Consider the following 23,939-nt stretch of genomic DNA (forward strand, 5'->3'; position numbering starts at 1 on the left):
GCGAATGCTCTCGCCGCTCGACACCGCAGCGACAACACGCTCACGAAGATCGTTTGATATCGGTGCGGTCATGTGATGCTGGCCTCCATCCAACCAGCATCAAAGAATCAGAACAAAACTGATTTGGGAATCCCAACCGATTCAGAAAAACGGTGAAACGTTCTAGTCTGCAGAAGGCGTAACGGGAGTCTAACATTTCAGTCTGTGCCGCTCTTGATAGCAAGGCGACCCATCGCCCGCTTCGGATGCTCTTCGTTCGGGGCAATGGGTACCGGGCACAGGACCCTGCTCAAGCCGCGTGACGCGCGAACCGTCCGAAGCTACCTCGCGAGAAGCACAGCGGCTCACCTTCACGGTGTGCGGCACGCAGCACGCGGGCGATGAGGATCGTGTGATCGCCCTCGTCATGCAGGGAAGCGCGGGCGCATTCGAAGCGGGCGAGCGTGTTGTGGATCATCGGTGCGCCGTGATCGTTGAGCGACCAGTCGAGCCCTTGAAAGCCTGCACCGCCGCGGGTGAAGCGGCGCATGATGTCGACCTGTTCGGCATCCAGAATATGAATGACGCTATGGTCCGCCCCGGTGAAGAGGCCGTGGCGGGCTGAGTTGCGGTCGATGGACCACAGAACGAGCGGCGGCGTCAGCGAGACGGAGGCGAAGCTGTTGACCGTGATGCCGGTCGGCCCGTCCACGCCCATGACGGTCACGACGGCCACCCCGGTCGTGAACGCGCCGAGCGCCGAGCGCAACTGCCGCGCATCGCTCTCGCCGGAAACGAAAATCTGTTCGGGAACGCGCTCAACTTTCGCCGCCGTGATCATCAGGGCACCTCTTTTCCGATTGCCAGCGTGTAAAGTTCAAACCAGGTCTGCCGGTCGATTTCGACTTTGGCCGCCTCGCCGATGCGGGCGATGCGCGAGAGATTGTTGGTGCCGAGCACGGGCAAGATGCGCGCCGGATGCGCCAGCAGCCAGGCAACGGCCACAGCGGCTTCATCGATGCCCTGTTCGTCGGCTATTCGCTTCAATGCGGCAGCCAGCGCCGGCTTCGAGCCATCCATCAGCCCGCCGCCACCGAGCGGCGACCACGCCATCGGCACGATCATCCGCTCCTGCAGATAGGCCAGATCGCCATTGGTGAACGGGTCAGTGCAGGCAAGGCTCAGTTCGATCTGATTGGCCGAAAGGTTGTTCTCCATGGACGACTGCAGCAGCGAGAAATCCCACGGGCGGAAGTTGGACACGCCGACTGCGCGGACCTTTCCGGACGCCACAAGCGCATCGAGCGCCGGGCCGGTCTCGTCCGGATCCATGAAGGGATCGGGCCGGTGGATCAACAGGAGGTCGACATGGTCGGTGCCAAGTTCTTTCAGCGAGGTCTCAAGGGATGCGGTGATATGGGCAGCACTCGTGTCGTAATATTTGAGACGAGCAGCCGAATGGCGCCCCGCAGGCACGAGGATATCGCATTTGGTGACGATTTCGATCTGGTCGCGCAGCGACGGCGTGGCCTTCAGCACGCGGCCGAACAGGCCCTCGACCGTGTAGCCGCCATAGATGTCGGCATGGTCCATGGTCGTGATGCCTTGGCTCAGGCAGGCATCCAACTTGGCGCGGATATGCTTATCCGACGTGTCCGCGTCATCGCCCAGCCGCCACATGCCATAGACAAGGCGGCTGAAGGTGAGGTCGGGGGTGATATCGATGCGTTCCATCAGCGGCGAACTCCGGTTCCAAGCGGCGTCGCCGGGGTTTCGGCGGGCACGCGTCCATATTCATGTGGCAGCGAACAGGTTTTCAGCTGCGGCAGAACCTTCGTGCCGAAATATTGCGCTTCGTCAAGATGCGGATAGCCGGACAGGATGAAAGCGCGGATGCCCATCTTGCGATAGGCTTCCAGTTCGGAAAGCACCTGATCGGTCGAGCCGACGATCGCCGCCCCGCAGCCGGAGCGCGCCCGGCCGATGCCCGTCCACAGATGCGGCTCGATATAGCCGAACTGGTCGGCGAGTTCGCGGGCGCGGGCCTGATGGGCAACGCCGAGCGAGATGGAATCATGCGCCCGCTCGCGGATCAGCTTGCCATATTCGTCATCAAGCTTGGAAACGATATGCTCTGCATATTCACGTGCTTCCTGCTCAGTATCGCGAACGATCATATGGACGCGAAGGCCGTAGTCCAGCGTGCGGCCATGGGCGGCGGCGCGTTCGTTCACAGCCTTCATCCGCTCGGCAAGCTGTTCCTTTGTCTCCGGCCACATCAGATAGACGTCGCATTGCGCGCCGCATAGCTCCAGCGCGTCGGGCGAATAACCGCCGAAATAGAGCAGCGGGCCGCCATTCTGCTGATAGGGGCGGGCGGGGTCGGTGGGCACGTTCTTGAAATTATAGACCTCACCCTCGAAGTCGATCCTGTCGCGGGTCCATGCCTGACGCAGGATTTCCACGACCTCGTGGCTGCGACGATATCGAAACGCGCTGTCGGCCACTTCGCCGGGGAAGTCGGAGGAGATGACGTTCAGCGTCAGCCGGCCTTTGAGCATATGGTCGAGCGTGGCGACGGTGCGCGCCAGCATGATCGGTTGCATCTCGCCGCATCGGATGGCGGCAAGCATGTTGATCTTGTCCGTGATCGGCGCGCAGGCCGCAACGAAGGAGAGTGTGTCCTGGCCGACCTGATAGGAGGAGGGGCAGAGAATGTTGCGGAAGCCCAACCCCTCGACCGTCTTCACGATGTCCGAGCAATGCTCGAAGCTCGAGCGCAGGCGGCCGTCCGGCACACCTAAGAATTCGTAATCGTCGGAACACAGAGCGGCGAACCAGGACACTTCGGCAGCGTCGAGGTCCGGCGATGTGATGGGAACGACCGTCATGACTTTTTCCTCCCGGTCCGTATTTTTCTCTTGCCTAACATCAAGTTTGATGTAGATCAATAGTATATCAATTTTTCCGGTGACGGTCCGAAGGGCGCACCGAATGCAAGGCGGAGGCGTTTGGGAGGGCGCGGAGGTCATGAATTCAGCCGCAGGCAGCTTGCCCATTTATGTCCAGATCGCCGAGCTTCTGGTGCGCGACATCGCCGCCAACCGGCTCATCGACGGCGAGCGGCTGCCGCCCGAGCGGGATATGGCCGCCAGCCTCGGCATTGCCGTCGGGACATTGCGCAAGGCTTTGGCGGAACTGGAGAAGCGCGGCCTGCTGGAGCGCCGGCAGGGCTCGGGCAACTACATTCGCGCCGTTAGCGATCCGCAAAGCGTCTATGCCATGTTCCGTCTCGAACTCATCGAGGGCGGCGGGCTGCCGACGGCGGAAATCCTCAGCGTCGTGCGCCGCGAGAAGCCGGCGGACCTGCCGGAATTCGGCACATCGAGCGAGGCGTGGCGCATTCGCCGTCTGCGCCGTCTTTCCGGCAGGCCGGCTGCACTGGAAGAAATCTGGCTGGATGCGGGCGTTGCGGCCGGGTTCAAGGCCGAGGACCTGTCTGAGTCCCTCTATCTCTACTATCGCCAGAAGCTGAATCTGTGGATCGTGCGGGCCGAAGACCGTATCGGTCTAGGCACCGTTCCCGAATGGCGGCCGCAGGAATTCGGCATGGCGGCAGGCGCGCCCGCGCCGCAGGTGCTGCGTATCAGCCAGGACCAGCATGGCGGGAAGGCGGAAATCTCTCACACTTGGTTCGACCCGGACATCGCCCGCTACGTTGCGCGGCTGAAATAGACAAGCAGACAGGACTTGCAATGACGACGTTGAATTATGGATTGATCGGCTGCGGGATGATGGGGCAGGAGCATTTGCGCAACATTGCGCTGCTCCCCGATGCGAAGGTTGCGGCGATTTTTGAGCCCGATGCGGCCATGCGCGCCATAGCAGCGGAGATGGAGCCGCAGGCCGTGATGGCCAATTCGATTGCCGAGGTTCTGGCGGTCGAAGAGGTCAATTGCCTGCTCATTGTCAGCCCGAACTATATGCATCTGCGCCAGCTTGAAGAGATCGCCGCGATCCGTCCGCTGCCGATCCTGTGCGAAAAGCCGCTCTTTACCGATCCGGCGGACGCGCCGCGTCTGGCAGCACTTCGCGCCGCTTACCCTGCGCCGATCTGGGTGGCGATGGAGTATCGCTACATGCCGCCCGTGGCGCGGCTGGCGGAAGAGGCGGAAGCCGCGACCGGCGGCGTCAGGATGCTGACCATCCGCGAGCATCGCTTTCCCTTCCTCGAAAAGGTCGGCGACTGGAACCGGTTCAACCGTAATACGGGCGGGACGCTGGTCGAAAAATGCTGCCATTTCTTCGATCTGATGCGCTTTATTCTCAAGTCCGATCCCGTCCGCGTCATGGCCTCGGGTGGCCAGTCGGTGAACCATCTGGACGAGGTCTATGACGGGCAGACGTCCGATATCTGGGACAATGCCTATGTGATCGTCGATTTTGCTTCCGGCGCGCGGGCCATGCTGGAACTCTGCATGTTTGCCGAAGGCGCGCGCTATCAGGAGGAGATTTCCGCCGTCGGGCCGAAGGGCAAGATCGAGGCGCATGTGCCGGGGCCGGGGCGGTTCTGGCCGGCGCATCTCGGCGCGCCACCGGTGCCGCAGGTTGTCGTCTCACCGCGCGAGCCGAAGGGGCCGCGGCTTGTTGAAATCCCGGTCGATCCGCAACTGCTGGCGGCCGGCGATCACAACGGTTCGACCTTCTACCAGCATCAGCGCTTCCAGCGGGCTGCCTTGGGTCAACAACAGGTCGAAGTCTCGCTTGAGGACGGCTGGTGGGCGGTCGCCATGGGCATGGCGGCGCAGCAATCGGCCGCGACGGGCCAGGCGGTGCGGCTCGATCAGGTCGCCTATGGGGTGAAGCGTTGAGCCGCGGGCTCAAATCTTTATTGATTGCGCGCACGCGCCGTGGAATGCCGTTCCACGATGTGGCAGGCAAGCTCGATGCGGCGCGCCGGCGTTGCATTGCCGTTGACGGCATCGAGCAGAAGATCGAGCGCGCTCGCGCCGATCTCGTGCATCGGCACATGGATGGACGACAGCGGCGGGTGGTAGAAGGCCGCCTGCGGCAGGTCGTCCATGCCCATGACGGAAACGTCGCCGGGCACGTTAAAGCCTGCCTTCTGAACACCCATCATCGCGCCGGCCGCAAGGCTTTCGCCGGCCGTCAGAACGGCTGTGAAATCGAGGCCACGTTCGGCAATGCGCGTTTCGATCGCCGTAGCAGCCAGCTCCGGCAGCCAGTCTTCCACCTCGACGGTCAGATCATCGAAATCGCGGATGCCCTTGGCGAAGAGCGCATCGCGCCAGCCCTCGAAGCGGCGCTCGATGGTGCGGCGGCCGCGCCGCATGAGGAAAAGTATCCGCTCGTGGCCGAGCGATTGCAGATATTCCGCACCGATGCGCGCGCCGGAGCGGTTGCAAGGCGTAACGCTCGAAAGCCGCATCAGCGGGTCGTCGCCATTGATCAACACGACCGGCTTGCCGAAATCGCGGCTGAGCGACAGTGCGCTTTCGTCATCGATGGTGAGGAAGAGAAAACCCGCGACGCTCTCGTCGGCCAGCGCCGCGCGAAGACCTTCCACATCGCCGGCCGCGTTGGAAATGGGGCGCGTGACGATCTCGATACCCAGCGTTTCGGCGCGCTGGTGCAGGCCCTGCAGAACCTGCGCGGTGAACTGGTTGCGCACATAGTCGATCATCGCGACGCTGCTGGCCGCCAGAATGATCTTCTGGCCGGTGACAGAGGTCGGGATGCTGTAGTTCAGCGCCTTGGCCATTTCCATGACCTGCGCGCGGATTTCGGGCCGCACGCCCTTTTCGCCGGCAAGCGCCCGCGAAGCCGTGCTCATCGAGACGCCGCAGCGCGCCGCGATGTCTTCCAGCCGCACCTTGCGGCTTGGCTTTCCGCGTTTGCCAACCATGCTCATGCCATTGTCCCCGCGAATTCGTTGCGGGAAACTGCAAGAAATTTTCAGATTGCGCAAGAAAATTCATTGTGCCAGTTTTCTCTTCAAGCCGCCGGGGCGCCCTTGCAGGGCACGAGAGGCGGCATGCATGGGAGGAAATCGATATGACGCCTGACGCGAGCGTTCTGAAAGAGCGCCTGGACCGGCTTGTGCAGGGCATGACCAAGCTCAGCCATGATGGCCGCTACAACGAGCCCAATCTGGACGGAACGGCGGGCGACTATATCAGCTTCAATTCCTGGGAATGGCCTCAAGGCATCGGCCTTTATGGCCTGGTTCGTCTCTGGATGTTCAATCGCGATCCGTCGTTGAAGGCGTTGATCGAGAACTGGTTCGACGGCCGAATTGCCGCAGGGCTCCCCAAACTCAACATCAACACGACTGCCCCCATGCTGCCGCTTTCGCTTCTGTGGCGCGAGACGGGCGAGGCGCGCTGGAAGTCTGAGCTCGACAAATGGGCTGACCGCGTCCTTTCCGAAATGCCGCGCACGCCGGAAGGCGGCATTCCGCACATCGTGTCCGACAAGATCAACGATCGCGAGCTATGGGACGACACGCTGGTCATGGTCGGCCTGTTTCTGGCCTCCTACGGTCAGACGAGCGGCCGGCGCGAGCTGGTCGATGAGGCCTGCCATCAGTTTCTGGTTCATACGCGCTATCTGGCGGACACCAAGACCGGCCTCTGGTTCCATGGCTGGACGTTTGAAGGCCGGCACAATTTCGCCCGCGCGCTCTGGGGTCGCGGTAATTCCTGGATTACGGTCGGTATTCTCGACCTGATCGAGATCGCGGACATTCCGGCTCCGGTGCGGAAATTCCTGCTCGGCGTTCTGGAAGCGCAGATCGAGACGCTTCTGAAGCTTCAGGCCCCCTCGGGTGCGTGGCACACGCTGCTCGACGATCCGACATCCTACGAGGAAATCTCGGCGACCGCCGGCTTCGGCTACGGTCTGATGAAGGCCGCGCGTCTCGGCATCGGTCCCAAGGGCTGCCGCGAGGCGGGGCTGAAGGCCCTTTCAGTCGTCCTCGCCAATATCGACGATAACGGCACCGTCGCGAACGTCTCCTACGGCACGCGCATGGGCCACGACCTGCAATTCTACAAGGACATCCCGATCGAGCCGACGGGTTACGGTCAGGCGCTGGCCATCCTCTGCCTCACCGAGGCGCTCTCCCATGTGGACCACAAGGAGGCGGCGGCATGACCATGCGCGTTCTCTACGGCGTTTCGCCAAACGATATGAAAACCTTCGACACCGCGCGCCTGCGCGCCGAATTCCTGATCGAGGGCCTTTATCGTCCCGGTCATATCGAATTTGCCTACACCCATGTCGATCGCATGATCGTGGGTGCCGCAACGCCTGCCGCCGAGCCGCTTTCCTTCGGTGACGGCGCGGAAATCGGCACGCCGCTCTTCTTCACCGCCCGTGAAATGGGTGTGGCCAATCTCGGCGGTGCGGGCAAGATCACGGTGGACGGCCAGACTTTCGCGCTCGCCAACCGCGATGTTCTCTATATCGGGCGCGGCGCTGAAAAGGTGACGCTGACAAGCGACGATCCGGCCAAGCCGGCGCGCTTCTACATGAATTCCGTGCCGGCCGGTCGCGACATTCCGCATCGGCTGATCACGCGGGCTGAAGCCAAGGCGCTTGATCTCGGCGATGAGGCGCGCTCCAACAAGCGCCGGCTGCGCATGTATATCCACCCCGAGGTCGCCCCGTCTTCCCTCCTTTTGATGGGGATCACCGATCTCGCACCCGGAAGCATCTGGAATACCATGCCCCCACACCTCCATGAGCGGCGCATGGAAGCCTATTGCTATTTCGACCTCGACGAGGCCGACCGGGTCATTCACCTGATGGGCCGTCCCGACGAGACGCGTAATCTGATCGTCGCCAATGGCGATGTCGTGATCTCGCCGGCCTGGTCCATCCACATGGGCGCGGGCACCGGCCCTTATGCCTTCGTCTGGGGCATGACCGGCGAAAACCAGGCCTATACCGATGTCGATCCCGTTCCCGTGGCTACTCTGAAATGAACACGCACATGACCTCTTTTGCGACCGATCACCTGAAGCGTCCTCTGCCCGCCGGCGCGCCGATCACCTATTGGCAACTCGGTTCCACGGCCGAAGCGCGTTATGACGTGCCGGACCAGCCGATGAAGGGGGAGATGGACCCCTTCTTCTTCCTGACCAAGCATAAGAACTTCATTCCGCACGAATATCCCTGCCGCACGGCGTTCGGCGTCGAGCGCCGGGGCAAGCGGCCCGAAGTCACCGGCGAATTTGCGCTGTCGCGCTTCTGGCTGCCTTTCGGCTCGCCGCGCGTCGATCTCTCCGGCTTCTGGTTCCGCCCGACCGTCATCGGCACATGGGCGCGCACTTGCATCGAGGCGGCCAGCGCCGGCGAAGCCGTGCTGCGGCTCGGCACCTGCGGCGGGGCGATCCTGTTCGTCAACGGCGCGGACGTCGGCTTCATGGCGGACTATGTCCGGAACCTTGAAGCGAAGAAGGATTTCACCGTCTCGCTGAAGGCCGGTCTCAACGAGATTTCCGTGTTCTTCGACGATCTGGCCGAGCGCGATGCGCGCTATTTCTTCCAGATGGATTATGTCTCCGGCCCCTCCGCCGAACAGGCGTTGCCCGTGCCGGGCAAGGCCGCAACCGCCGCTTCCATCGAGGCGGCGCTGGACGACATGCATTTCGAAAAGCCGGTCTATCGCGCCGGTGATGTCGCGCTTGTGACGGGCGCGGCGCTGCCGGTTTCGGCGGAAGCCCATGTCACCATCGAAGGCGACTTCATGTCCCGCGAGGAGCCGATGCGTCTCGCGCTGACGCTCAATGCCGGCCAGTCGCGGCTCTCGCTCGGTGAGGCCTCGGCGCTGCCCTCTGACTTCCGTCATTTCCATGTCAGCCTCACGGCGGACGGTTTTTCCGCCGCGCGCGTCTTCGGCGTCGAAATCTGCCATGCCGAGCGGCAGGGCGCCGCGGGCGCTGATCTTGCTGCCCGCATCACCGAAACGCTCGCCGAGATCTCCGAATTCGGCGAGCCGGACAATGTCATGGCGCTGGCGCGACTGGCCTCCGGCCGCTACGGCGCCAAGACCGACGAGATGATCGCCGCGACGCTGCCGACCATTGTCGATTGCCACGACTGCGCCGACTTCGCCCTCGTGCCGCTTCTGTGGTGCCGCACGGCCTATGGTCAGCATATCGGCAAGGATGTCGTCGCCAAGATCGATGAGGCGATCCTGTCCTATCGTTACTGGATGGATGAGCCGGGCAATGACGTGCAGTGGTATTTCTCCGAGAACCACGCGCTGCTCTTCCACACCGCCTGCTATCTCGCCGGCGCGCTGCATCCTGAAGCCCGCTTCGCCCGTTCGGGGCGTCTGGGTTCGGAACAGTCGGCAGTCGGGCTCGCGCGGGTTCGCGCCTGGCTCGATCATTTCGAGAAGTGGGAAATGGCCGAATTCAACTCCGCCCCCTATTTCCCCATCGACCTCAAGGGACTGACGGCGCTCTTCGCGCTGGCTCCCGATGCCGATGTCCGCGAACGCGCACGCAAAGCGATTGTCCGGCTCGTGACCGTCGTCGCCCGTTCGGCCCATCATGGCATCCTGACCGGTGCGCAAGGCCGTTCCTACGAGCATACGCTGCGCGCGGCAGGCTCGCTGGAACTGTCGGGCATTGCCCGCCTCATCTGGGGCAAGGGCAATTATGGCCGCCGCGTCCATGCGCTGCCGCAGATGGCGATTTCGCTGCGCGATCACGGGCTCGAAATCCCGGCGGATCTGGCGGCCGTTGCCGGCTGGCGCTCGCCGGAAGGCCAGGAATGGGTCTTCGCGCAGGGCGAAAACCGCATCGCCAAGCTCTATCACTATAAGACCGCCCATTACGCCATCGGCACGGCGGCGCATTACCGCTGGAACGAATGGGGCTATCAGGAAACGGTGCTCCAGCTTCGCCTCGGCGAGAATGCCGACGCGCAGATATGGATCAACCATCCGGGCGAAACGATCCATTCCGGCTATGGCCGTCCGTCCTATTGGGGCGGTTCCGGTACGCTGCCGCGCCTGCACCACTATCGTGGCCTTGCCGTTCTCATCTTCAACTGCGCGGCCGAACAGCCGGGCTTCTCGCATGCCTGGTTCCCGCGCCAGGAATTCGACGCCGCCTCCGTCAAGGGCGATGTCGCCGTGGCGCGTTCGGGGCAGGGCATGGTGCTGCTCAAGGGCAGCAGCCCGTTTGCGGATGTCGAAACCGGGCCGACTGCCGGAAACGAGCTTCGCATCGACGGTCACCGGACCGCCTGGATCGTCCGTCTGGACGATCGTGGTTCCGAGCAGGATTTCGCAGCCCGCTTCGGCGCGCTTGCAATCTCGGAAGGGGCGGACGGCGTATTGACCATCCAGGACCCCGAATACGGAAAGGTCCTTTGCCATGCCGATGGCCGCACCGAGGCCGAAGGACGCGTACTAAACCCCGCCGACTGGAGCGTCGAGGGCAAGGCAACCAACATGACGCACGGGGGCTGATCCCCGCGCGAGACAAGCCGGGCTGGCGGAGGAGGGTCCGCGGCCCGGTCAACTGACGGCTAGAACCCGTTGATCTAGGGAGGAGACGAAATGAAGAGCATTTCCATTCTGGCAGCTGCAGGTATCGCACTGCTGTCGAGCACGGCGGCCTTTGCCGGTGACGTGCGAATCATGTGGTATTCGGACGGCGTGGAAGGCCAGGTCTTCAAGGACCTCATCGCCAAATTCCAGAAGGACAATCCGGATATCAAGGTGACGGTCGACGAGGTTGCCTATTCGACCATCAAGGAACAGCTGCCCGTGCAGCTTGCAGCCGGAAACGGCCCGGACATTGCCCGCGTCACGAACCTGAAGTCGCTGTCGCAATACTGGCTGGACCTGACGCCCTATCTCAAGGACGCCGAGTTCTGGAAGAAGAACTATGGCGACCAGCTCGACTGGATGCGTCCGGACGGCTCGAACATCATTCCCGGCTTCATGACGCAGATCACGCTGACGGGCGGCTTCGTCAACAAGACGCTGTTCGATCAGGCCGGCGTTGCGCTGCCGGGCGAGAAGGCAACGTGGGAAGACTGGGTCAATGCGTCCGCCAAGGTCGCCAAGAGCCAGCAGGTGCCTTATGCGTTCGCCATCGACCGTTCCGGCCACCGCATCACCGGCCCGGCGATCTCCTTTGGCGCGAACTATATCGGCAAGGACGGCATGCCGGCTCCGCTCGATGATGCTGCCAAGAAGTATCTGACGCAGTTGATCAAGTGGAACGCCGATGGCGTCTCTGACAAGGACGTCTGGGTTTCGGCCTCCGGCACGACCTACAAGCCCGCCGCGGACGACTTCATCAACGCGCAGGTGGTCATGTACTATGCGGGCTCGTGGCAGATCCCGAATTTCATGACCAAGATCGGCACGAATTTCGATTGGGTGGCGATCGGCAGCCCCTGCGGTCCGACCGCCTGCACAGGCATGCCCGGCGGCGCCGGACTTGTCGCCATGAAGGACACGAAGAACCCGAAGGACGTGGCCAAGGTCATGGACTTCCTCGCCTCGACGCCGGTAGCCAAGGACTTCGCTGAACGCACGCTTTTCCTTCCCTCGAACAAGGAAGTCGTCGCCGGCGGTCTCGACTTCAAGACGGACAACAAGTTCGCCAAGGAAGCGCTGAACACTTTCGTGAAGGCCACGACGACCACGGCTCCGGAAGCGCTGAAGCTTCCCGGCTGGAAGTGGTCCGACACCTATTACGGCGCACTGGTCAGCCGCGTCGGTCAGGCCATGGCGGGCGAAATGACGGCTGAGGAAGCCTTCAAGCGCATCGACAGTGACATCGCCGAAAAGGTCAAGGCCGCCAAGTAAGGCCGCGATTTGCTGATGCGCGGGGAGGAGGTCTCCGCGCATCGGTCCGAACAAAAAGAAGAAACGGGAGGGCACATCATGAAAGCCAATGGGCTTCTGTCGGCATCGCAAGCGGTCTTGATGACCGTTGTCGGGCGGCTGATGGGCATTGTCGATGTGCCGCTGCGCGCGCTTCAGCGCAAGACCGGGCAGAACGGCATGGCCGCGTTCTTTCTCGCGCCGAACATGGCGATCTTCGCCGTCTTCGTGCTGGTGCCTTTTGTCATCAATTTCGTCTATTCGCTGACCGGCGGCGCGGCGATCTTCCTCAACGAGCGCAGCTTCGTCGGCGCCGAACAATATAGCGAGATCTTCGCCTGCGGCAGCTATCTGGATCCGAATTCGTGCAAGCAGGACGTTTTCTGGATCGCGGCGGGCAATACGGCCGCGTTCGTCGTGTTGCAGGTGTCGCTGATGATCGTGGCGGCGCTGATCACGGCGCTGATCCTCAATCGCGAGATTATCGGCCGCAGCTTCTGGCGCGCCGTTTTCTTCTTCCCCGTGCTTCTGTCGCCGGTCGTCACCGGCCTTATCTGGCGCTGGATTTTCCAGCGGCAGGGCGTCTTGAACGGCGTGATGCAAGGTCTCGGCCTCGAGCCGCATGACTGGCTGACGGAGCGTAGCAGCGCCTTCTTCGCTTCCATCGGCGTGTCGATCTGGGCGCATGTCGGCTTCTACACGCTGATCCTGCTGGCAGGGCTTCAGGCCATCCCGAAGGATTTGTATGAAGCCGCGCAGATGGACGGAACAAGCCGCCAGCGCGTTTTCTGGCGCATCACGCTGCCGCTTCTGATGCCGAACCTGATCGTCGTTCTCGTTCTGGCGCTGATCAAGGCCGTGCAGATTTTCGACGAGGCCTTCGTCCTGACCCATGGCGGGCCGGGGACCAGCACCATGTATCTCGTCCAATATATCTACGAGACCGGCTTTGCCTCGGAGCTTCGAAATCCCGGCCTCGCGGCGGCGGCCTCGATCCTCATGGGTGCAGTGCTCGTTGTTTTGACGCTGGCCCAGATGGCCGCCTCACGGCGCAATGAAAAGAAGGGGGCACGCTGATGGCGCGCGCAGTGGAATTTGTCACGCGCCGTCGCGGTGCGAGCGGTTCGGGCCGAGGCTGGCACTGGACAGATATATTTACCTGGGTATGGTTGGTCGGCGGGCTTTTCATCATGTTCGCGCCGGCTGCCTGGCTGACGCTCTCGTCCTTCAAGACGCCGGCAGCACTCTCCGAGTTTCCCCCGACGCTGCTGCCTTATGTCACCGAGACGGTGAAGATCGCCGGCAATGACAAGCCTCTGCCGCTCTATGACGTGACGCTGCCGGATGGCAAGACGGCCCGGCTGGTGGAACTGCGCCGCGTCGGCACGATTGCCCAGATGGTCGATCCGGCAAGCCCGGAAACCGTCATCAAGGTCAATATCAAGGATCGCAAGCCCGTCCAGAAGCTGCATTTCGAGACATCGAACTACACCGAACCCTTCGTGCATTTCGACTTCCTGCGCTATCTGTGGAACTCGGTCTTCGTGACGGTCACGGCGACACTGATCACGCTGCTGGTCAATTCCATGGCGGCCTTCGCGCTGTCGAAATACCAGTTTCGCGGCCAGAATGCGGTTCTGATCGTCATCGTCGGAACGTTGATGGTGCCGCTTGCCGTCATCATGGTGCCGCTCTATTCGGTCGTCTCGTCGTTGGGGCTCTTGGATACGCTCTGGGGCGTGATCCTGCCGACTGTCGCGACCCCGACCGGCGTCTTCCTGCTGCGGCAATATATGCTCACCATTCCCGACGAACTGATCGACGCCGCGCGCATGGACAAGGCGTCAGAATGGCAGATCTACTGGCGCATCGTGCTCCCCTTGTCCGCGCCGGCGCTCGCCGTCCTCGCCATCTTCTCCGTCGTCTGGCGCTGGAACGACTTCCTCTGGCCGCTGATCGTGCTCAGCCGTTCGTCGCTCTATACGCTGCAGGTGGGCCTCAACGTCTATTCCGGCCAGCTGAACGTGCAGTGGCATTTCATCCTGGCGATGACCGTCGTCACCATGATCCCCGTCGTCCTCGTCTTCGTGTTCCTGCAGCGCTTCATCGCGCGGGGCATCGCGACCTCGGGCCTCAAGTAAGGAACCAGCCATGGGCCGTATCACGCTCGAAAAAGTCACCAAGTCCTTCGGTGCCGTCGATGTCCTGCATGGCATCGACCTCGATATCGGCGAAGGCGAATTCGTCGTCTTTGTCGGGCCGTCCGGCTGCGGGAAGTCGACCCTGCTGCGCCAGATCGCCGGGCTCGACAAGCCGACCAGCGGCGAAATCCGTATCGACGGAACGCTGGTCAACGAGGTGCCTGCCTCAGACCGGGGGCTTGCGATGGTCTTCCAGTCCTATGCGCTCTATCCGCATATGAGCGTGCGCCAGAACCTCGCCTTCGGACTTGAAAACGCGCGCATGCCGAAAGCCGAGATCGACGCGCGCATCGCGGAAGCGGCCCGAATGCTGGAAATCGGCGACTATCTGGAGCGCCGTCCGGGCCAGCTTTCCGGCGGCCAGCGCCAGCGCGTCGCCATCGGCCGCGCCATCGTGCGCAATCCGACCGCCTTCCTTCTGGACGAACCGCTGTCGAACCTCGACGCGGAACTGCGCATTTCCATGCGCGCCGAGCTTGCCGCCCTACATGCGCGGCTGAAGACGACGATGATCTATGTGACGCATGACCAGATCGAGGCGATGACGCTTGCCGATCGCATCGTGGTTCTGCGCAAGGGGAAAGTGGAGCAGATCGGCTCTCCGCTGGAGCTCTATAATCGTCCGGCTAACCGCTTCGTCGCCGGCTTTATCGGCGCGCCGAGCATGAATTTCCTGTCGGGCCGCATCGAAGGCGTGACCGAGGCAGGGACGCAGCTTCGTCTCTTCGACGGCGAGATCGTCACCGTGCCGCGTCGTGCCGAACAGACGCAAGTGGGGCAGGACATATCCATCGGTCTGCGGCCGCAGCATACGCGGGTCGCGCGCGACGGCGAAACCGGTGTGCCGGTGACGATCGATATGGTCGAGGCGCTGGGGTCGGAAACAGTCGTTCATTCGCACGCCCCGACTGGTGAGCTTGTTCTTGCGGTCTTGCAGGGACAGCATGAGCTTTCCCGCGGTGACAGCCTGAAACTGGCCTTCAATCCCGGCGACCTGCATCTCTTCGACAAGAGCGACCGCCGGGTGGCCGGAACCTGACGGGACGATCTGCCGGCGGTCGCCTTTGCGGGACTGTCGCAGTTCCGCATTGCACCGGATTTTCTGATATCCAATTTCGGAACCCGTGGTCTCCGCTGGTGCATGCCTCGCTGGTATGGCCAGAAGGGGTGAAAACAGAATCGCGCTTTTCAAAAATCAGGAACCGAGATACAAATCGGAAATTCTGAAATGAATGAGCGCCATGAACAAGAATTTCCTGATTGTCGATCCAGAGACTGACCACGCCGTTCTCAAGGGCATTTCCTCGCCGGCGCGGGCGAAAATGGTGAAACTGCTGCATGAGCGCGGCCCGATGAATGTCAACGACATCGCTGCTGTGCTCGATTTGCCGCAATCGACTGTCTCAACCCATATCCAGATTCTGGAAGACGCAGGTCTCGTCGAAAGCGAGACGCAGAAGGCGCGCAAGGGTAACCAGAAAATCTGCCGCGCCACGGTCGAGGAAGTCATCATCGTCTTCAAGAGCGAGGTGCGCGAGCCGCGCAAGGATCTGATCGAAGTTTCCATGCCGGTGGGGCTCTATACGAGTTTCGAAGTCACCGCGCCTTGTGGCCTCTGTTCCCCCGATGGCATCATCGGTCTGCTGGATGTTCCCAACGCGCTTCTCGACCCGGACCGCATGAAAGCCGGGCTTATCTGGTTCACGCGCGGCTATGTCGAGTATCAGTTTCCCAACAATGCGAAGCTTTCAAACACGGCCATCCAGGAGCTGGAAGTGGCGGTGGAACTGAGTTCGGAAGTGCCCGGCACCAGCGCCGACTGGCCATCCGACATCACGCTCACCATCAACGGCAAGAAGGTTGGCGTGTGGACTTCACCCGGCGATTTTGGCGACAAGCGCGGCGTCTATACGCCCGACTGGTGGAAGCTGAAGGGCTCGCAATATGGCAAGCTGAAGAACTGGCGCGTCGGTCCGGACGGTACCTTTGTCGATGGCGTGCAGATCTCCAATGTGACGCTCGCGGATCTCGATCTTGCCAATCACCATTCGATCCGTGTGCGCATCGGTATAGACAACGACGCCACCCATCCCGGCGGCATCAATATCTTCGGCAAGGGCTTCGGCAATTACGATCAGGATATCGTTCTGCGCCTGAAGATCGAATAGTATCAATTAATCCGATATTTAAAATACTTTCATAATTTCAATGTATTGAGAATCCTGAAAGATTTTCACGGGCGCGTTTTGGCTCCCATCTCTTGACCTTCATCCAAATCTTCGATTTAGTATCCGTAATGACGATCCATATCGTCTTTTATGATATTTATGGGAGGAATGCATGAAGGTGTCTGTCGTGGCGCATCCGCAGTTTGTTGTCGCGGATATCGACCCGAGGCTCTATGGCTCGTTCATCGAGCATCTGGGCCGCGCAGTCTATACGGGCATCTATGAGCCCGGCCATGCGACGGCCGATGAGAACGGCATGCGCAAGGACGTGATCGACCTCATCAAGGAAATCGACGTTCCGATCGTCCGCTATCCCGGCGGCAACTTCGTTTCGGCTTACAATTGGGAAGACGGCGTGGGCCCGAAGGAAGAGCGTCCGGTTCGCCTTGATCTCGCCTGGCACACATCCGAGAGCAACGAAGTCGGCCTGCACGAGTTCGCCGACTGGTGCGTTTCCGCCAATACCGAAATGATGCTGGCGGTGAACCTCGGCTCGCGCGGTCTCGACGAGGCCCGCAATCTGCTCGAATATGCCAACCATCCGGGCGGTTCCGAATGGAGCGATAAGCGCATTGCCAATGGCCGCGCAGAACCCTTCGACGTCAAGCTCTGGTGCCTCGGCAACGAGATGGACGGCCCCTGGCAGATCGGCCACAAGACGGCGGACGAATACGGTCGTCTTGCCCATGAAACCGCCAAGGCCATGCGCGCCTTCGACAAGTCGCTCGAACTCGTCGTCTGCGGCTCGTCCAACGCCAAGATGCCGACCTATCCCGAATGGGAAGCGACCGTTCTCGATCACACCTATAACGAGGTCGATTACATCTCTCTGCACATGTATTTCGACAACCACGCCAACCACACGCCGAACTATCTGGCGATGAACGAGAAGCTCGACGACTACATCATGTCGGTCGCCGGCGTCATCGATTACATCAAGGCCAAGAAGCGCTCGTCCAAGCAGGTCTATATTTCCTTCGACGAATGGAACGTCTGGTATCATTCCAAGGAGCAGGACAAGAAGATACTGGAGGGTGCCGATGGCTGGCCTTTTGCTCCGCCGCTTCTGGAGGACATCTACAATTTCGAGGACGTGCTGCAGGTCGGCCTCATCCTCAACACCTTCATCCGCCGCTCGCATATCGTGCGCATTGCCTGCCTGGCGCAGCTTGTCAACGTCATTGCGCCGATCATGACCTCGCCGAATGGTGCGGCATGGCGGCAGACCATTTTCTATCCGTATATGTTTGCCTCGCGATATGGCCGCGGCAAAGCGCTCGATCTCAAGGTCGCCGGCCCGACCTACAAGAGCGATGTCGCAGGGGACGTCTCCTGCCTCGACGTGTCGGCTGTTCACGACGAGAAGGCTGGCGCCGTCAGCTTCTTCATCGTCAACCGCTCGGACAAGGAAGTTGAAGCTGAATTCGACATCGCCGCCTTCGGCAAGAATGCCAGTATCATCGACCATCAGATCATGACTCATGCCGATCTCAAGGCGGTCAACACGGAAGCCGACATGATGAATGTCGCGCCGAAGAAGGCCGACAGCGCATCGCTCGCAAATGGCAGCCTCTCGGCCAAGTTCGCCCCCTATTCCTACCAGATGATCCGGATCAAGGTCTGATCCGGGTCCCGTCGGACAGGTCATGGGAGGAGAGACAATGACGGCCAGCATAGACATCAAAAATGTAACCAAGCAGTTCGGTTCATTGACCGTTCTTGACGAGCTGTCGCTGTCCATCCCGGCGAATGAATTCGTCGTGTTTCTAGGCCCCTCCGGCTGCGGCAAGTCCACGCTGTTGCGGATGATCGCGGGTCTCGAAAGCGTTGATTCCGGCGAAATCCTCATCAATGGCGAGCGCATCGACAACCAGCCGCCGGGTCAGCGCGGCGTGGCCATGGTGTTCCAGTCCTACGCGCTCTATCCGCATATGACCGTGCGCGACAACATGGCCTTCGGCCTGAAGAACATCTCTGTCGAGCGCAGCGTCATCGATGCGCGGATCGCGGAAGCCGCGCGCATGCTGGAAATCGGTCATTTGCTCGACCGCAAGCCGGGCCAGCTCTCCGGCGGCCAGCGTCAGCGCGTCGCCATTGGTCGCGCCGTGGTCAAGGAGCCGGAGGCTTTCCTGTTCGATGAGCCGCTCTCCAACCTTGACGCGGCGCTGCGCACGCGCACCCGCATCGAGCTTGCTCAGCTGCACCAGCGTCTGAAGTCCACCATGATCTTCGTCACGCACGACCAGATCGAAGCCATGACGCTCGCCGACCGCATCGTCGTCATGAACAATCGCAAGATCGAGCAGATCGGCGCGCCGATGGAGATCTACAACCGGCCCGCCACGCGTTTCGTCGCCGGCTTCGTCGGCGCGCCGGCGATGAATTTTCTGCCCGTGAAGACCAAGGCCGAGGGTGGCCTTGTTGTCGCGGAAACGGCTGCGGGTCTTCGCATCGCGACGGCTATCCCGGCGGACGGCCTTGCGGGCGGCGATTGCGAGCTTGGCCTGCGCTCCGAGCATGTCCGCATCGCCCAGCCCGCCGGCGATGCCGCCGAGGGGGTCGTCGACGTGCTTGAGCGGCTGGGCGAGCGCACGCTGGTTTATGTTCGCCTCGGCGATGGCCATCAGATTGTAGGCTCAGATGCCGGCGACAGCCGCGTCAGCGTCGGAGACCGCGTAGGCCTGGCTTTCGAAGGAGCTAAGGCGCATCTCTTCGATACATCGGGCCGAGCCTGGCATGGTCGGGAGACGGGCCATGGCTGACCCTGTCAATGGCAATGCGCGGCGCGCGAAAAGCGTGGATATCTACGCTCCGCAGTGGCGCAACTTTCTCTTCGTCGCGCCCTATCTCGTCATCTTCGCCGCGTTTCTCGTGTTTCCGCTCTTCTGGGGCATCTGGCTGTCGTTTCATAAGGCCGACACGTTTTCCTCCGGCCCCTTTGTCGGTTTCGGCAATTACGTCCGTCTGTTTCGCGACGGCATCTTCCTGCAATCGATCTGGAACACCTTCTATTTCGTGTTCCTGACCGTTCCGGCGCTGGCGCTGATAGGCCTGTTTCTGGCGCTTAGCCTCAACCGGCAGACGCGAAGTGCGGCAGTGCTGCGCACGCTGTTCTTCTCGTCCTCGGTCCTGTCCGTCACCATCGTCACGCTGATTTGGCGCATCGTCTACATTCCAGACTTCGGCCTGCTGGCGATGATCTACGGGTTTTTTGGCGCCAAGGCGCCGGCCTTCCTGTCCAACCCCGACCTCGCCATGATCGGCATCGCGATTGCTACGGTCTGGTGGTGCATCGGCCTGCCGATGATGCTGTTTCTCTCGGCCCTGCAGCAGATTCCGCAGGACATTTATGAGGCTGCGGCGCTCGACAATGCCAACCGCTGGCAGACGCTGCGTTCAATCACGCTGCCTTCGATCAAGCGGACTTTCGTTCTGGTGATCATCATCCAGATCGTGCTGCAGTTCCAGCTCTTCGGTCAGCCCTGGTTGATGACGCGCGGCGGCCCCAACAACCTGACCAAGCCGATCGTCCTCTACATCTACGACACCGCCTTCCGGCGCTGGGATCTGGGCCTCGGTGCCGCGGCTTCGGAAATCCTGTTCCTGCTGATCCTCGTCGCGGCCATGGCGCAATATCTCGTCACCCGTAGAAAGGCAGATGCGTGATGGCCTCGCACAATTCCGAAATTATCGGCAGATCCTTCGGCGACCGGGTGATTTTCGGCCTCGTCATAGTGCTGGCGCTCCTCATGGCTGGACCGGTGCTTTACGTCATCGCGATGTCGCTCAAGGACAACAAGGAGCTGATGGTCGATCCGCATTCGGTCTTCCATCTACCCTATACCATCAAGAACTACATCGACACGGTCGGCACGTCGAACGTGTTCTCCTGGGTGTTCAACAGCATCATCGTGGCGGGGGGGCTGACCATCTTCACGCTGATCCTCTCGTCGCTAGCCGGCTACGGCTTCGCACGTCTGAACTTCCCGGGCCGCGACGTGCTCTTCGTCATCGTGCTTTTAGGCCTTGCGGTACCGGAACAGGCGGTGCTGATTGCGCGTCACCAGATCTTCAGCTGGCTAGGGCTGCACAATACCTATCCGGGGCTGATCCTGCCCGGCCTGTCGAGCGCCTTCGGGGTGTTCCTGATGACGCAATATTTCCGCGCCATCCCGAAGGAACTGGACGAGGCCGCCATCCTCGACAATGCGAGCCGCTTTCGCGTCTTCTGGAAGGTTCTGCTCCCGCTCACCGTCCCCGCACAGGCGACACTCGGCATCTTCACCTTCCTCGGCGCCTGGAATGACTATTTCTGGCCGCTGATTTCGGCGACCAAGAAGGAAATGTTTACGCTGACAGTCGGCATTGCCTCGACGCAGCAGAATTTCGCGCAGTCGCAGGGCATCGGCTTTCTGATGGCGCAGGCGGTCTTCGCCGGTGCACCCATTCTGATCATCTATCTGTTTTTCCAGAAACATATCGTGACCGCCGTATCGGGAGCGGCGGTTCGGTAATGCATGCGCCGGGGGGAGAACAAGCCCGGCGATTGAGGGAACGGCCGTCCACTGATGGACGGCGAAAAACCAACCAGGAGGAAATGACATGACTTTGAGAAAACTGTTTCTCGCCACCATCTCCGCAGCGACGGTGATGATGGCATCACCGAGCTTTGCGGCGACGGAACTGCAGGTTCAGCGCTTCTTCGGCGCCTGCGATGCCGATTTCGGCAAGAACACCGATGTCAGCAAGGCTGTCGGCGAATGCGGCATCATCACCTCGCTGATCAACAAGTTCGCGGCCGATAATCCGGACATCAAGGTCAATGTCACGACGGTCGAGTGGCCGGGCTATGACCAGCTGACCGCGCAGTTCGCTTCGGGCGACGCACCGGACATCGTCACGATCCATGAATCGGTCCTGTCCGACTATCAGTCCAAGGGGCTGATCATGCCGCTCGACGACGTGCTGAAAACGGCCGGTGTCACGGTTGACCAGTTCACCGGCGCCGCCAAGGAAGGCGCGACGAAGGACGGCAAGATCTACGGTCTGCCGATCGACAACTGGACCATGCTCTACCACATCAACATGGACCTCTTCAAACAGGCTGGCCTCGTGAATGCCGATGGCACGCCAATGCTGCCGAAGTCGCCTGAAGAGCTTCTCGCCCAGGCCGAGCAGTTCAAGCAGAAGACGGGCAAGCCCTATTTCGTGCAGAACCTCGCCAACGAGACAGCGCTCTTCACGCGCAACTTCTACACCTACCTCTTCCAGCAGAATTCCAACTTCTTCGCCGATCCGAAGAAGGCAAAGTTCAACACGCCGGAAGCCAAGAAGGTCGTCGAGATGTACAAGGCGATCTATGACAAGGACTACACCACCAAGAACCTTGATTACGCAGGCGGCATCAACGCCTTCCTGGCAGGTGAAGGCGGCGTGCATCTCAACGGCACCTGGGTTGTGGGCGACTACAATGCCCAATCGGAAAAGGCCGGCACCGCGCTCAACAAGGGCGGCTATGCGGTCTATCCGTATCCGCAGCTCTTTTCGGGTGCCAAGGCACAATATGCCGACGGCCACACCTGGGCGGTTTCCAAGAAGGACCGCAAGCCTGAACAGACGGCCGCTATCGGCAAGTTCCTGAAGTTCTTCGCCGACAACGACTTCGAATGGTCGCGCACCGGCCACCTGCCGGCCTACAAGGCCGTCATCGACTCCGCCAAGTTCAAGGCGCTGCCGCATCGCGACACCATCTCCGCCGTTGCCACGCTTGGCAAGCCGCTGCCGTCTGAAGTTCAGCGTCAGTTTGCCATCCAGGACATCGTCGGTGAAGAAATGAGCGCTGCCGTTACCGGCCAGAAGCCGGTCGACAAGGCTCTTGCCGACATGGAAAGCCGCGTCAACGAGCTGCTTGCCAACCTCTAACAGGCTAAGCCCTTTACGGCCCCCCGCCGTATCCCGCGTCGCGTCATCCCTCCCGGAGGCGCGGCGCGGAACTGTTTTGGCCCCCCCCCCGGCCTCAGCCTACTTCTTCCTTTACCGGCAAGCAGGAGTTCAAAACAGAAAAACCCGCGCATCATCCGCGCGGGTCTCTGATGTTCGGGACAGTGTCTCGAGCTTATTCGGCAGCCACGGCAACCGGAACCAGGCGGGGCTCATCGGCAATCGGCTTGCCGGAGAGAGCGGCCGACAGCCGATCCTTGTCCAGTTCGCCTTCCCAACGGGCGACGACGACGGTTGCGACCGCGTTGCCGATGAAGTTGGTGATGGCGCGGCATTCCGACATGAAGCGGTCGATGCCGAGGATCAGCGCCATGCCGGCGACCGGAACGGCCGGGACGACCGAGAGCGTGGCAGCGAGCGTGATGAAGCCTGCACCGGTAATGCCGGCTGCACCCTTGGAGCTGAGCATCGCGACCAGCAGCAGCAGGATTTCGTCGCCGAGCGACAGATGCGTATTGGTGGCCTGCGCGATGAAGAGGGCGGCGAGCGTCATGTAGATGTTCGTGCCGTCGAGGTTGAACGAGTAACCCGTCGGAATGACGAGACCGACGACCGGGCGGGCGCAGCCCGCGCGCTCCATCTTGGACATCAGGCCGGGAAGGGCTGCTTCCGACGAGGAGGTTCCGAGGACCAGAAGAAGTTCTTCCTTGAGGTAGCGGATCAGCGAGATGATCGAGAAGCCGTTATACCAGGCCACCGCGCCGAGAACGACGAAGATGAAGAGGAAGGACGTCAGATAGAACGTGCCGATCAGCATGGCGAGGTTGGCGACGGAGCCAATGCCATACTTGCCGATGGTGAAGGCCATGGCGCCAAAAGCGCCGATCGGAGCTGCCTTCATGAGGATGGCAACGAGGCGGAAGATCGGGGTGGTCAGCGCCTGCAGGAAGTCGAGAACCGGCTTGCCCTTTTCGCCGACCATGCCGAGTGCGATACCGAAGAGCACCGAGAAGAACAGGACCTGCAGGATGTCGCCCTGTGCAAATGCGCCGACGATCGTGTCCGGGATGATGTTCATCAGGAAGCCGGTGATCGTCGCTTCGTGTGCCTTGGCGGTATAGGTGGCGACGGCCTTCGTGTCGAGCGTTGCCGGATCGATGTTCATGCCGGAGCCGGGATGAACGACATTGGCGACAATGAGGCCGACGATCAGCGCCAGCGTCGAGAAGGTCAGGAAGTAGATCATTGCCTTGCCGGCAACGCGGCCGACCTTCTTCAGATCCGCCATGCCGGCAATGCCGGTGGCAACGGTCAGGAAGATGACCGGGGCGATGATCATCTTCACCAGCTTGATGAAGGCGTCACCCAGCGGCTTCAGGCCTTCGCCGATGCCGGGATAGAAATGACCGAGGAGAATGCCGGCGGCGATGGCCGCAAGAACCTGGACATAAAGCTGCCGATAGAGCGGCGTCTTGCCGCGCGGTTCGGCGACCGCGTTCGAAATCTGCATGTGAGCCTCCACTTTGCCTCGCCCGGATGAATGCGCCTCCCGAGGCGGATCGTTGATCGCACGGCATCTTTTCCCTGCCGTCGGTTCCTGTTTTGCAACGACCGTGCCAGTTTTGAGGGGCCGATTAAGTGGCTGTAAAGAAATGTGAATTTTTTGTGTCGCCCAAAAGTTCGCCCAGTTTTGTGCGGAATTCCGCACGC

General features: G+C 61.3%; 20 protein-coding genes. 15 read left to right on the plus strand and 5 right to left on the minus strand.

Annotation, left to right across the window (positions count from 1 at the left end):
• Nucleotides 1–289 precede the first annotated feature (289 nt).
• From ABID16_RS15500 to ABID16_RS15510, 3 genes are read right to left on the minus strand one after another with little or no spacing between them, the layout of a single operon-like run.
• Nucleotides 290–820, minus strand: coding sequence for a flavin reductase family protein (locus ABID16_RS15500; RefSeq protein WP_435532430.1), 531 nt, complete (start codon nt 818–820; stop codon nt 290–292).
• Entirely contained in the window at nt 820–1,713 is an 894-nt protein-coding gene (locus ABID16_RS15505) for an aldo/keto reductase (protein WP_354557260.1), read from the minus strand. Before ABID16_RS15505 ends, ABID16_RS15500 begins: the two co-directional genes overlap by 1 nt.
• Nucleotides 1,713–2,870 carry an LLM class flavin-dependent oxidoreductase gene (locus ABID16_RS15510; protein ID WP_354557261.1) on the minus strand — a complete coding sequence of 386 codons (1,158 nt, stop codon included), beginning with the start codon at nt 2,868–2,870 and terminating at the stop codon, nt 1,713–1,715. Before ABID16_RS15510 ends, ABID16_RS15505 begins: the two co-directional genes overlap by 1 nt.
• Before the next feature lie 139 nt (nt 2,871–3,009).
• Here ABID16_RS15510 and ABID16_RS15515 point away from each other — a divergent pair, with 139 nt between their 5' ends.
• Both ABID16_RS15515 and ABID16_RS15520 read left to right on the plus strand, forming a co-directional pair.
• Nucleotides 3,010–3,714 (plus strand): GntR family transcriptional regulator, encoded by a 705-nt coding sequence (locus ABID16_RS15515; RefSeq protein WP_354557262.1) that lies wholly within the window; start codon nt 3,010–3,012, stop codon nt 3,712–3,714.
• A gap of 20 nt (nt 3,715–3,734) precedes the next feature.
• Nucleotides 3,735–4,850 carry a Gfo/Idh/MocA family protein gene (locus ABID16_RS15520; RefSeq protein ID WP_354557263.1) on the plus strand — a complete coding sequence of 372 codons (1,116 nt, stop codon included), beginning with the start codon at nt 3,735–3,737 and terminating at the stop codon, nt 4,848–4,850.
• A 17-nt stretch (nt 4,851–4,867) separates the two neighbouring features.
• Here the strand turns inward: ABID16_RS15520 and ABID16_RS15525 are convergent, their stop codons facing one another.
• On the minus strand, nt 4,868–5,911 hold the full coding sequence (locus tag ABID16_RS15525) for a LacI family DNA-binding transcriptional regulator (protein ID WP_354557264.1): 1,044 nt from the start codon (nt 5,909–5,911) through the stop codon (nt 4,868–4,870).
• Nucleotides 5,912–6,054: 143 nt separating this feature from the next.
• On the opposite strand from ABID16_RS15525, the gene bglB reads away from it, so the two are divergent.
• The 13 genes from bglB (at nt 6,055) to ABID16_RS15590 (ending at nt 22,211) form a co-directional block, all read left to right on the plus strand.
• Entirely contained in the window at nt 6,055–7,155 is a 1,101-nt protein-coding gene (gene bglB, locus ABID16_RS15530; RefSeq protein ID WP_354557265.1) for a beta-galactosidase BglB, read from the plus strand.
• On the plus strand, nt 7,152–7,988 hold the full coding sequence (gene kduI / locus ABID16_RS15535) for a 5-dehydro-4-deoxy-D-glucuronate isomerase (protein ID WP_354557266.1): 837 nt from the start codon (nt 7,152–7,154) through the stop codon (nt 7,986–7,988). The genes bglB and kduI overlap by 4 nt, the downstream gene beginning before the upstream one ends.
• 8 nt (nt 7,989–7,996) lie before the next feature.
• Entirely contained in the window at nt 7,997–10,489 is a 2,493-nt protein-coding gene (locus ABID16_RS15540) for a hypothetical protein (protein WP_354557267.1), read from the plus strand.
• A gap of 90 nt (nt 10,490–10,579) precedes the next feature.
• The gene (locus tag ABID16_RS15545) at nt 10,580–11,842 is read left to right on the plus strand and encodes an ABC transporter substrate-binding protein (RefSeq protein ID WP_354557268.1); all 1,263 of its coding nucleotides are present in this window, start codon (nt 10,580–10,582) and stop codon (nt 11,840–11,842) included.
• A gap of 78 nt (nt 11,843–11,920) precedes the next feature.
• A complete protein-coding gene (locus ABID16_RS15550; protein WP_435532431.1) occupies nt 11,921–12,937 on the plus strand; it encodes a carbohydrate ABC transporter permease in 1,017 nt (338 codons plus the stop codon).
• Nucleotides 12,937–14,001, plus strand: coding sequence for a carbohydrate ABC transporter permease (locus ABID16_RS15555; RefSeq protein ID WP_354557269.1), 1,065 nt, complete (start codon nt 12,937–12,939; stop codon nt 13,999–14,001). Before ABID16_RS15550 ends, ABID16_RS15555 begins: the two co-directional genes overlap by 1 nt.
• A 10-nt stretch (nt 14,002–14,011) precedes the next feature.
• Nucleotides 14,012–15,100 (plus strand): ABC transporter ATP-binding protein, encoded by a 1,089-nt coding sequence (locus ABID16_RS15560; RefSeq protein ID WP_354557270.1) that lies wholly within the window; start codon nt 14,012–14,014, stop codon nt 15,098–15,100.
• 202 nt (nt 15,101–15,302) lie between these two features.
• Nucleotides 15,303–16,229 (plus strand): ArsR/SmtB family transcription factor, encoded by a 927-nt coding sequence (locus tag ABID16_RS15565; protein WP_354557529.1) that lies wholly within the window; start codon nt 15,303–15,305, stop codon nt 16,227–16,229.
• A 172-nt stretch (nt 16,230–16,401) separates the two neighbouring features.
• Entirely contained in the window at nt 16,402–17,913 is a 1,512-nt protein-coding gene (gene arfA / locus ABID16_RS15570) for an arabinosylfuranosidase ArfA (protein WP_354557271.1), read from the plus strand.
• 37 nt (nt 17,914–17,950) lie between these two features.
• On the plus strand, nt 17,951–19,051 hold the full coding sequence (locus ABID16_RS15575; RefSeq protein WP_354557272.1) for an ABC transporter ATP-binding protein: 1,101 nt from the start codon (nt 17,951–17,953) through the stop codon (nt 19,049–19,051).
• Nucleotides 19,044–19,955: a carbohydrate ABC transporter permease gene (locus tag ABID16_RS15580; RefSeq protein WP_354557273.1), complete on the plus strand. Its 912-nt coding sequence runs from the start codon at nt 19,044–19,046 to the stop codon at nt 19,953–19,955. Before ABID16_RS15575 ends, ABID16_RS15580 begins: the two co-directional genes overlap by 8 nt.
• A complete protein-coding gene (locus ABID16_RS15585) occupies nt 19,955–20,803 on the plus strand; it encodes a carbohydrate ABC transporter permease (protein WP_354557274.1) in 849 nt (282 codons plus the stop codon). The genes ABID16_RS15580 and ABID16_RS15585 overlap by 1 nt, the downstream gene beginning before the upstream one ends.
• An 88-nt stretch (nt 20,804–20,891) precedes the next feature.
• Entirely contained in the window at nt 20,892–22,211 is a 1,320-nt protein-coding gene (locus ABID16_RS15590; protein WP_354557275.1) for an ABC transporter substrate-binding protein, read from the plus strand.
• 193 nt (nt 22,212–22,404) lie between these two features.
• Here ABID16_RS15590 and ABID16_RS15595 read toward each other — a convergent pair whose 3' ends face one another.
• A complete protein-coding gene (locus ABID16_RS15595) occupies nt 22,405–23,739 on the minus strand; it encodes a dicarboxylate/amino acid:cation symporter (protein WP_354557276.1) in 1,335 nt (444 codons plus the stop codon).
• Nucleotides 23,740–23,939: the final 200 nt, after the last annotated feature.

It is taken from the genome of Limnomicrobium aquaticum (genome assembly GCF_040545545.1).
Classification (GTDB): Bacteria; Pseudomonadota; Alphaproteobacteria; order Rhizobiales; family Rhizobiaceae; genus Ensifer_A; species Ensifer_A aquaticum.